This is a genomic window from Chamaesiphon sp. OTE_20_metabat_361 (genome assembly GCF_031364565.1).
In genome coordinates this window covers 1-1,730 of record NZ_JANLWO010000458.1, presented here as the reverse complement: position 1 = coordinate 1,730, position 1,730 = coordinate 1, and the positions used below count along the sequence as shown (strand labels likewise).

The window sequence follows — 1,730 nt, the reverse complement described above, 5'->3', positions numbered from 1 at the left end:
CCGACGGTTTAGCGAATCAAGACAGAGGGGAGCCGGAGCCGCAGGATCTGGCGGGGTGAGGGCTGCCTGGGTTTTCGATCGCAAAACAAGGGTTTGTAAAGCGGATTTGGTATTAAAACCTAACTCAGTTACCAAATAACTTCTTCGCCGCGCGTTCGCTGCGAGCTTCGGCAGATGCCATCACTACCGCCATGTTTTCTAACATCTCACCGGGATGATTTTCTAGGACGCGGGTAGAGAGCGAAATCTTGCCATTACCTTCATCGAGATCGATAATCATCGCTTTGATTTCTTGACCGATTGTGAATAACTTCTCACAAGCTTCGACCCGATTTTGACTGACTTGTTTGATATAGATTAAACCAGTATTGCCATCGAATTCGACAAAGGCTCCAAACTGTTTAATCCCGACAACAATACCACTGACTAATTGACCTAATTCTAGTTGACTAAAATTAGCAGTGCGGGTTGCTTGGCGTTGCGAGAAGACCAACTTATTTTTCTCTTTATCGGCTTCGATAATCACACCCGGAATGCTGGTACCAACCAGGGATTCATGGTCGCGTTCGAGTAATTGCGATCGAGGAATAAAGCCGCGAATCCCCTGGAAGTTTACCGTGACACCACCCTTATTCACACCAGTTACTTTCAACTGGATCGATTCTTTATTGCTTTGAATATCACCAACTTGATTCCAGGCATATCTGACCTGTAATTGACGTTTGGAGAGCGTCACTTGTCCGTCAGCATTTTGCTCCCGAATAATCAGGAATTCTTGCTCGTCCCCAATCGGTAATAATGCCGATAGATCTGCCGATTCATCTGCGGCAACTTCCTCTGCTGGCACGAAAGCGAGGGATTTACCATTAATATCTACATACACACCATCGCTATCATAGCTGTGGATTTTACCCCGCACTAATTGGTCTTTTTCAAAACTGACGACTTCAGCATCCAAGGCTTTAGCAAAGTCGTCCATTGAAAAAATTTCGGCTGGGGTAGTTTGAGTCTTATTCATTAAATTAGGTTTGAGGTTTGAGGTATGAGAGGGTGTTTGAAAAGTCTAATTGCTTCGTTCATGGTGGGTAAATCCCCCTGCTTGGTGCGCTTCCATGGTCGGGAAACCCGACCGGAGCGCATCCGCTAAATCCCCCTTAAAAAGGGGGACTTTCATCCGGTTCCCCCCTTTTTAAGGGGGGCTAGGGGGGATTTTCTAGGGTTTGCGAGTGCTAATCTATACTTTTCAAACATCCTCTTAGAGATCGACTGAAGATCGGGCAATCGTCGTTACTCGCCAATCTCTAAGTTTAAGGCAATGGTGCCGATCGGACGCAATAGTGCCTCTACATATATTATGCCGCGCTACTTAGACAGATTTGAGTCGATCGAATAGTTCGGTCACATGTTGCCAAGCATCCTCCGCCGCAGTCGGGTGGTAACTGTCCCGTAAATCGCAACAGAAGCCGTGTTCGGCACCAGGATACTGCCAAATTTGATGGGGAATGCCAGATTGAGTCAATGCGGTGTCGATTGCGGCAATCTGCTCGGGCGGAATGCTGCCATCATCCATCCCAAAGAACAGATCTATCGTACCCGCGATCGCACTCGATCGACTCACCGATGGCTCGCCACCGCCAGGAGTCTGAGTAGTAATTCCCGCACCATAAAAGGAAGCGGTCGCGGTAATATCGGCGAGTGTTGCCGCTAAAAAAGCCACATGTCCGCCAAAG

Annotated in this window: 2 protein-coding genes; both read right to left on the bottom strand. The window is 47.8% G+C overall.

Annotated elements, in window-relative coordinates; all coding sequences use genetic code 11:
- Window positions 1-124 precede the first annotated feature (124 nt).
- Window positions 125-1,018, bottom strand: coding sequence for a S1 RNA-binding domain-containing protein (locus tag RMO35_RS13490; RefSeq protein ID WP_309741817.1), 894 nt, complete (start codon window positions 1,016-1,018; stop codon window positions 125-127).
- A 348-nt stretch (window positions 1,019-1,366) separates the two neighbouring features.
- On the bottom strand, window positions 1,367-1,730 hold a 364-nt coding region (locus RMO35_RS13485), incomplete at its 5' end, for a dienelactone hydrolase family protein (RefSeq protein WP_309741816.1).